The organism is Myxococcus sp. AB036A, assembly GCF_006547355.1.
Lineage (GTDB): Bacteria > Myxococcota > Myxococcia > Myxococcales > Myxococcaceae > Myxococcus > Myxococcus virescens.
On sequence record NZ_VHLC01000181.1, the window covers coordinates 1 to 7,693 of the forward strand.

A 7,693-nucleotide genomic window follows, 5' to 3' on the forward strand; every position below is an offset into this window, starting at 1 on the left:
AACGACACCCTGTCCGCCCCCTCCCCCGCCCCGGCTGGTAACGCCGTGCAGGCCGCCCACGCCATCCGCGAGGCCGTGCTGTCCGAGGTGCGCAAGGCCGTGGTCGGCCAGGACGAGGCCCTGGAGCTGATGCTCTGTGGCCTCATCGCCGGCGGCCACATCCTGCTGGAAGGCGTGCCCGGCGTGGCCAAGACGTTGATGGCCAAGGCCCTGTCGCGCAGCATCGGCGCGGAGTTCAAGCGCATCCAGTTCACCCCGGACCTGATGCCCGCGGACATCCTGGGCACCAGCGTGTTCGACCTGAAGACGCAGGGCTTCACGCTGGTGCGCGGCCCCATCTTCACGGACCTGCTGCTGGCGGACGAAATCAACCGCGCCCCGGCGAAAACGCAGTCCGCGCTGCTGGAGGCCATGCAGGAGCGCTCGGTGTCCATGGAGGGCCGCGTGCTGCCGCTCTCCCCGCTCTTCACCGTGTTCGCCACGCAGAACCCCGTGGAGTCCGAGGGCACCTATCCACTGCCCGAGGCGCAGCTCGACCGCTTCCTGCTGAAAATCGAGGTGGGCTATCCCGCGCCGGAGGAGGAGGACGCGATTCTGGCCTCCGTGCACCGGGGCTTCGACTCCGGGGACCTGCAACGCGCGGGCGTCAATGCCGCGGTGACGAAGGACGGGCTGCTGGCCGCGCGCGGCGCGCTGAATGAAGTGACGGTGGAGCCGCCGGTGCTGGCCTACGTCCGCAAGCTGGTGGCGGCCACGCGCGCCTCCAGCCGCATTCGATTGGGAGCCGGGCCTCGCGCGGGCGTGCACCTGCTGCTGGCGGCCAAGGCCCTGGCGGCGCTGCGCGGGCGCGGCTTCGTCACCCCGGACGACGTGCGATTCCTGGCGGCGCCCGTGCTGAAGCACCGCCTGCTGCTGTCGCCGGACGCGGAGCTGGACGGGGCCACGCCGACGGACGTGCTGCGCGAAGTGGTGCGCGGCGTCGAGGTCCCCCGGTGATTCCCACCCCGCGCCTCTGGGTGCTGCTGGCGCTGCTCGCGCTGCCGATGATGCTGGCGGGCTTCAGCCCCGGCATTGGCGGCGCCGTGCTCGCGCTGGACGCGCTGGTGCTGGCGCTGGCGGTGTTCGACGTGCTCACCGCGCGGAGGGCCCGGCTGGAGGTCCACCGGGTGGTGCCGGCGCGGCTCAACGTGGGTGTGGCCAACAAGGTGGTGGTGCGGCTGATTCACCGGAGCGGCGGCGCCGTCCACGTACGCGTCCGGGACGACGTGCCGGACGGCTTCGCCGCCACGCCGGACGAGGCCCCGCTGCACCTGCCCGCGCGGAGCGAATCGCGCTGGGTGTACCGGGTGACGCCCGTGAAGCGCGGGCGCTTCCAGTTTGGAGACGTGCACGTCCGCGTGCGCGGGCCGCTGGGGCTGGTGTCCCACGAGCGCGTGTTCCCCGCGGCGCAGGACATCGCCGTGTACCCGGACCTGCGCGGCGCCAACCGGCTGCTGCTGTCGGGCGCGGCGCTGGACCTGGTCAACCTGGGCCTGCGACAACTGCGGCGCGACGGGCGTGGCAGCGAGTTCGCCCGCCTGCGCGACTACGCCCAGGGCGACAGCGTGCGGGACGTGGACTGGAAGGCCACCGCGCGACGTGGGCGGCCGGTGACGCGCGTGCTGGAGTCGGAGCGCTCGCAGTCCATCCTCATCTGCGTGGACGCGGGCCGCTCCATGGCCGCGCAGGTGGACGGCCTCACCAAGCTGGACCACGCGGTGAACGCGGCCCTCTTCCTGGCCTTCGTGGCCGTGCGCAACGGCGACCGCGTGGGGCTGGCTGTCTTCGCGGATGGCGTGAAGGCCTACCTGCCGCCCGCGGCCGGACGCACGCAGTACCGGAAGATTGTCGACACGCTCTACGGCACCACGCCCAGCCTCACGTATGTGGACTACCTGGCGCTCTTCAAGGAGCTGAACCTCCGCCTCACGCGCCGCAGCCTGCTGTGTGTCTTCACCGACTTCCTGGACGAGGAGCAGGCCTCCACCATGGTGGCCCCGCTGCACCGCCTGGCGCGGCGCCATGTCCCCCTGTGCCTGTCGGTGAAGGACACCGCGCTCCAGAAGCTGCTGCGCACGCCGCCTCCCAACCCGGAAGAGGCCTTCCAGCACGCAGTGGCCTCCGAGCTGCTCACCGACCGCGAAGTGCTCAAGGCGCGGGTGAGTCAGGGCGGTGTGCAGATGCTCGACGTGCAGCCGGATGAGCTGAGCCTGGCCGCCGTCAACCGCTACCTGGACATCAAGGCGCGCGGCGTGCTGTAGCCTCCAGGGCCGCGTCCGGCGCCGGGACGGGCAGCGGCAGCCACCCCATGAAGCGGGTGTCCGGGACGTTGCCTCGCACGCGGTGCAGCACCTGTTTGAAGAGGGCGTAGACGCGGAAGAAGCGCTCCAGGCCCGCGCGCTCGGCGTCCGTCAGGGGCGCGGCGGCGCACACCACCTTCGGGTCCCCTCGCCCCGCGTCGACGAAGCCGATGACGCCCACCACTGGCACGCGCAGCCGCTGGCCCTGCGCCAGCCGGGGCCCCATCACGACGGCGTCCAGCGGGTCGCCTTCATCCGACGCAAGGCCCGGGATGCTGCCGTAGTTGTACGGGCACGGCAGCGGCGACACGAAGTCCACCGCCCCGTCCGCGCGGCGCTTCACGAAGGAGAAGCGCGGGCACTCGATGAGGACCTCCGGCTCACTTGGAAGTGGAGGCAGCCACAAGCGCTCATCCATGGGGAGACTCAGCGCCGCCGTCTGGCGCCGCGCGGCCCCCACGCAGCCAGTCCGACAGCAGGTACGCGTACACGCCCGCGCCCACCGTCAACGCGAAGGACACCTTGAACACCACCGACAGCTTGGGCGGATGAATCTGGGACACCGTGCCCTCGATGAAGCCCGCGAGCACGAACAGGACGAGCGTGCCGAACAGCAGCCGCACCGCCGTCACCGCCTCCTGTCGCACCGCCTGCCCCCGAGGCAGTCCTCGTGGGGCCACCATGCCCCGCGCAATCACCAGTCCCGCCGCGCCCGCGATGCAGATGGCGGTGATTTCCGGAATGCCGTGCGGAAGAATCCACGCCCAGAACCAGCCCGCCATTCCCTTGGCCGCATAGACTTGCGCGAGCGCGCCCAGGAACAGGCCGTTGACGAACAGCATGATGGCCGTGCCCAGGCCCACGGTGATTCCCAGCGCGAAGGCCAGGAAGGCCACCTGGATGTTGTGGGTGAAGAGGTAGGTGGTGAACTGGGCCTGGTCTCCCACCGACATGCCGTCACCCGCGGCCTCGTTGGCCGCGCGTTCGACGGGGTCCAGGTTCAGGTGCTCGGCGGGAACCAGATAGTGCGCCGCGTCGGGGTCCACCATCATCCCCACGTAGCCGAAGCCCACGCCCGCCAGCAGCAGCAGCAGCGACGCCACGTACATCCGCCACTCGCGCCGCATCAGCGCGGGGAAGCCCCGGGCCACGAAGCCCCACACGTCCGCCAGGCGCGGACGCCGGCCCGGGTACGTCAGCGCGTACGCCCGCCCCACCAAATCGTTGAGGTAGGCATTCACGTCCGCCGAGCCACTGCGCGCGCGAACCCACAGCAAGTCACTGGAGACGGCGCGATACAGCCGGCCCAGCGTCCTGGCGTCCTCCAGGCTCAGCTCGCGCAGGCCGTGGGATTCGGACCGGTCCAGCAGCGACTCCAGTTGCTCCCAGCGCGGCTTGCGGGACTCGATGAACTCCGCCATCTCCATGGGCCGGCACTCTACCCCAGTGACGTGGCGGCCCACCCTGCCCTCCGATGAAGCTTTGTGGGAAAACGCGGGACCATGACGTGTCGGATGGCGTTCCTGGGATGGCTGCTCGCCCTGCTTTCGGGATGCACGAGCATGCGCGCCCTGTGTCCCCTGGAGGGAGGCCGCCCCTGGGTGGAGGTGCGCAGCCCCCACTTCATCGTCCGCACCAACCTGGACACGGAAACGGCCGAGGAAGCGGCCCAGGAGCTGGAGCTGCTCCGCGAAGGGCTGCTGCAAGCCTGGGGCGGCAGCTTCGACCCGCCGGGCACGGTGGACATCATCGTCCTCCACAACCGCAGCGCGCTGGAGGAGTTCACGAACATCCGCATCGAAGGCTTCTCCACCAACACGGAGGATGGCCCGCTGCTGGTGCTGGCCGGGCACGCCTACGCGCTCAGCGAAGCCACCGCGGACATCACCACCCAGGCTCACGAGCTGACGCACTACCTCTCCGAGCTCGCGCTCGTCCGCCAACCCCGCTGGCTGTCCGAAGGACTGGCCAGCTACCTGGAGACCATCGCGCTCAGGCCGGAGCGGCGCGAGGTCATCCTCGGGCACATCCACGGGGCCTTCTACAACCAGGTGCAGCGGCACGGCTGGCGCACGCTCGACGAGCTCTGGGAGTGGGACAGCAAGGGGCTGCTCGGCACCGCCGAGTCGCGGCAGTACTACGCGTCCTCCTGGCTGTGGGTGCACTTCTTCATCAGCCGGCACGGCGCGCGCTTCGAGGACTTCCAGAAGCGCCTCATGCAGGGCGAGGACCCCCGGCAGGCCTTCGAGGCCGCCTTCCGCGGCGAGGATGACCTGGCTGGCGAGCTGAATGGCTACGTGCGCCGCCCTGGGCACATGAATTACCGCACCATCACCGCGCCGTTGGCGCCCGTGACGAGCCCGCTGCAAACGCGCCCCATGCGCGCGGCCGAAGTCCACGCCATCCGCGCCCAGTTGTTCCTGATGACACCGGGCGCGTCCCCCATGGAGGAGCGGCTGCCCCACATCGAACGGGAGATGGCCGAGGCCACGCGCGAGGAGCCCGGCAACGTGGACGCCATGCTGCTGCGCATCCGCTCCACGGAGGATCCGTTCCGCAGGCTCGCCCTGGCGCGGGAGCTGGTGGAACACCACCCCGACAGCGGGCACGCCTGGAACGCCATGGCACAGGCGCTGGACGCCGCGGGCAATACGTCCGAGGAGCAGGAGGCCGCGAGGCTCCGCGCGGTGGAGCTGCTGCCCGGCAGCGTGAGTGCGCAGAACGGACTGGCCGGCTACTACGCGCGCACGGCCCAGCCGGAGAAGGGCCTGACGGCGGCGCAGCGGGCCCTGTCGCTGGCGCCGGGGAACGCGTCGGTGCTGGACACGTGGTCCACCCTCCTGTTCCAGCTCGGTCGCTGCCCGGAGGCGCTGGACGCCCAGCAGCTCGCGGTGGACATGCTCCACGAAGGCTCGCCGCAGCGGCTGCGGCGGACCGTGCACGACACGCTGGCCCGCTATCAGGCCGTGTGCGGGCCCGATGCCCCTCCCGCCGCGGCGACCCCGTCCACGGCGGCGCCTGCCATGGAAACGCCGTGAGCCCCTGGCCCCGCTGAAATGACGAAGCGCCGGAAGGGCCCAGGTGGGCTCCTCCGGCGCTTCAGGGTCCAACAGAAGCAGGACGGCGAGGACTACTTCAGCAGCTTCTCCAGCGGCTTCTTGTCGCTGCTCGCCTGGTCCTTGGTCCAGTCCACCACCGGCGTCTGCCACGCCATGCCCGTCTCGGTGGGCTCGGGGGCCAGCTTCTCGAACTCGAAGCCGTCACCGCCGAAGTAGAGGTACTCCACCGTGGCGACCGTGTACTCCTTGTTCGGGTCCAGGGCCTTGCCCTTGGCGTCCTTGAACTTGCCCTTGCCCGCGGCCGTGAAGCCGGAGACGAGCGCGTTCGGGTTGGCCAGCTGCCGGGCCAGGTCCTCGCCCTTCAGCTTCACGACGAGGAGCGAGTTCTCGAAGGGCATCACCGAGTAGATGCTGCCGCGCGTCACCGGACCGGCGGGAAGGTCGCCGCGGATGCCGCCGCTGTTGAGGACGGCCGCGTCCGTGCCCAGCACGTTGCGCACCGCGCCCGCCACCCACTTCGCCATCTGGGGGGACGCGTGGGGGATGCCGGCCTTGGAGAAGCCGATCTGCTGGCCCAGCACCTCGTCCAGCTGCGTCTTCCACTTGCCCACCAGCTGCGCCGTCTCCGCGTCCGGAGCGCCGCCCGAAACCTCGACGACCTTGGTCTCCAGGCCGGTCAGCTTCTCACCCGCGGGCTTCGCCGGGTCGAAGGTGACGTGCGCACGCAGGTACTTGCCGAAGCCACGGTCCAGCGACACGAAGCTGGTCGCGCCGTCCTTCAGCTCGACGGGCTGCGCGCAGCGGCCACCGGCCACCAGCGCCACCTTCCATTCCGGGTGCTTCGCCACCGCGGGCTGCAGGTCGGTGACGCACTCGTCGGCGAGCACCACGACCACGTCCGCGCCGGCCTTGCGGGCCTCCGGAATGGCGGTGGTGAGCGCCTCCTCGTAGCCCGTCACTTCCAGGCCATCCGCGCGGCCGGGCATGGCGGTGCGGACCGTCTTCTCGGACGCCAGGCCCACCACGCCAATCTTGAGGCCGCGGCGCTCGAAAATCTGGAACGCCGGCATGGACAGGTCGCCCGCCAGCGCCGGGTCCTTCACCTTGAGGTTGGCGGCGAGGAACGGGAAGCCGCCCGCGCCGCGGTTCTTGAGGAAGGCCTCCTTGCCGAAGGCCAGCTCATGGTTGCCCAGGGCGGAGGCGGCGTAGCCCATGCGGCCCATGACCTCGGCCGTGGGCGTGCCCAGGAAGAAGGAGGAGATGGCCGGGCCGTTCCAGTGGTCACCCGTGGCGAGCGCCAGCGTGCTGGCGTCCGCGCACGTAGGCTGGCCCTCCTTCACGGGACCGGGACAGTGCTTCTCATCGGCCATCCAGCGGCCGAGCAGCTCCGCCGCGCCGCCCTTGCCCTCGGAGGGCTGGAGCTGACCGAACGCGCCACCCGTCACGAGCAGCGTGACTTCGGAAGGAGCAACGGGAGCCTTGGCTTCCGGCGCGGCGGCCGGAGGAGGAGTGGGATTGCTCTTCTCGCAACCGGCAACGGCACCGAGGGCGAGGACCAGCACGCCGGACAGCGGCTTGCGGAAGGGACGAGGACGTAGGGGGTTCGCGCTCACAGGTGCGCCTTTAGCACAACTCGGCTCGTGCTACGCTGAGACACGTGGCAGACAGCGACACGCGGCACGGTGGTTCCTCACCCGAAGGCAAGGTTAACAAGCACACAGAGCAGGGGTTTGCCGGCCAGGGCGAGGCCCGGGCGCGCGAATTCTGGGGCGAGGTAAGCGCGGGTGCGCGTCACTTCTCACTGACAGACCGGAAACCGCCCGAAGGGCGCCTGCGCCAGTTCTTCTACGGCATGAGCCTGCCGTTCCACATCGGTGGAGCGCTGCTGAGCGACCCGGTCGCGCGCAAACAGTACATTCGTGTCGGGTTTCTTCAATCCATTGCAGCTCTGGCATTGGCCTTGAGTTGCATGACTTCCGGAACTGAAGCAGCGGAAAGCGCGAGCAAGCGGGAGTCCCGAGCCGAAGCACGCGCCAAGGCGGCGCGGGTTCAAAAGGTCGCCGAGGTCCTCGTCGACCAGCACGTCAAGCAGGAGGCGGCGGCTGCCACCCAGCGTGCGAAAGAGGTTGAAGCTCAGACCATCCAACGCCTCCAGGAAATCGACACGCAGGTTGCCCGGCGCAAGCAGGCCGCCGCGCAGCGCGCTGGCGAGGGGACGCCCTCGAGCCCCCTAGCGCAGCCCGGGAGTGCGGCCGTGGTCCCCTCCCCGCCAGGAGCGGGCGACACGGCTGGCGC

General features: G+C 70.4%; 6 protein-coding genes and 1 pseudogene. 4 read left to right on the forward strand and 3 right to left on the reverse strand.

Annotated features, from left to right (window positions below; genetic code table 11):
* Both FL344_RS37385 and FL344_RS37390 read left to right on the forward strand, forming a co-directional pair.
* On the forward strand, positions 1–996 hold a 996-nt coding region (locus tag FL344_RS37385), incomplete at its 5' end, for a MoxR family ATPase (protein ID WP_228556549.1).
* Positions 993–2,300 carry a DUF58 domain-containing protein gene (locus tag FL344_RS37390; protein WP_141621866.1) on the forward strand — a complete coding sequence of 436 codons (1,308 nt, stop codon included), beginning with the start codon at positions 993–995 and terminating at the stop codon, positions 2,298–2,300. The genes FL344_RS37385 and FL344_RS37390, both read left to right, overlap by 4 nt.
* On the opposite strand, the gene FL344_RS37395 is transcribed toward FL344_RS37390, so the two are convergent.
* The gene (locus FL344_RS37395) at positions 2,278–2,757 is read right to left on the reverse strand and encodes an inorganic diphosphatase (RefSeq protein WP_194863403.1); all 480 of its coding nucleotides are present in this window, start codon (positions 2,755–2,757) and stop codon (positions 2,278–2,280) included. The two genes, FL344_RS37390 and FL344_RS37395, sit on opposite strands and share 23 nt — an antisense overlap.
* Complete coding sequence (locus FL344_RS37400) at positions 2,750–3,766, reverse strand: stage II sporulation protein M (protein WP_141621868.1); 1,017 nt, start codon at positions 3,764–3,766, stop codon at positions 2,750–2,752. The genes FL344_RS37395 and FL344_RS37400 overlap by 8 nt, the downstream gene beginning before the upstream one ends.
* Positions 3,767–3,901: 135 nt before the next feature.
* On the opposite strand from FL344_RS37400, the gene FL344_RS37405 reads away from it, so the two are divergent.
* Complete coding sequence (locus FL344_RS37405) at positions 3,902–5,377, forward strand: hypothetical protein (RefSeq protein WP_228565648.1); 1,476 nt, start codon at positions 3,902–3,904, stop codon at positions 5,375–5,377.
* 92 nt (positions 5,378–5,469) lie between these two features.
* On the opposite strand, the gene FL344_RS37410 is transcribed toward FL344_RS37405, so the two are convergent.
* Positions 5,470–7,011 carry a bifunctional UDP-sugar hydrolase/5'-nucleotidase gene (locus FL344_RS37410; RefSeq protein WP_141594536.1) on the reverse strand — a complete coding sequence of 514 codons (1,542 nt, stop codon included), beginning with the start codon at positions 7,009–7,011 and terminating at the stop codon, positions 5,470–5,472.
* Positions 7,012–7,055: 44 nt separating this feature from the next.
* Between FL344_RS37410 and FL344_RS37415 the strand changes: the two are divergent.
* Positions 7,056–7,693, forward strand: a pseudogene (locus tag FL344_RS37415) (hypothetical protein); the annotation flags it as partial.

Bases quoted from the DNA above. Each gene is read 5' to 3' on its own strand.
- FL344_RS37395 (WP_194863403.1), bottom strand. From the start codon at position 2,757: ATGGATGAGCGCTTGTGGCTGCCTCCACTTCCAAGTGAGCCGGAGGTC.
- FL344_RS37400 (WP_141621868.1), bottom strand. From the start codon at position 3,766: ATGGAGATGGCGGAGTTCATCGAGTCCCGCAAGCCGCGCTGGGAGCAA.
- FL344_RS37405 (WP_228565648.1), top strand. From the start codon at position 3,902: ATGCGCGCCCTGTGTCCCCTGGAGGGAGGCCGCCCCTGGGTGGAGGTG.